General features: G+C 28.3%; 2 pseudogenes. One reads left to right on the forward strand and one right to left on the reverse strand.

Going from position 1 to position 247, the window contains the following annotated elements:
- Positions 1 to 127 (forward strand): annotated as a pseudogene (locus tag IDG64_RS15355) (hypothetical protein); the annotation flags it as partial.
- Here the strand turns inward: IDG64_RS15355 and IDG64_RS15360 are convergent.
- Positions 120 to 247: pseudogene (locus IDG64_RS15360) on the reverse strand (hypothetical protein); the annotation flags it as partial. The pseudogenes IDG64_RS15355 and IDG64_RS15360 sit on opposite strands and share 8 nt — an antisense overlap.

Raw genomic sequence — 247 nt, forward strand, 5'->3', positions numbered from 1 at the left:
GCTTTGGAATGTGAATGATCGAATTAGAGTAAATCATGATGACAACTTACCATATGGATTTAAAATTAACTCTGAACACAAAGACAATAAAGTTCGTTGGATTCATTCTAAAAATACCATCCATTATAATGATATATAAATGGTGAATTTAATGCATAGTCTGACATATAATCAATGCGATTAAATGGGCCTGTTGCATTTTGATTTATCTTTTTTATTAGCTGGTTTACATAGTTACTATGATAAT

Origin of the sequence: Staphylococcus sp. EG-SA-15 (assembly GCF_017151895.1) — a bacterium.
Classification (GTDB): domain Bacteria; phylum Bacillota; class Bacilli; order Staphylococcales; family Staphylococcaceae; genus Staphylococcus; species Staphylococcus aureus.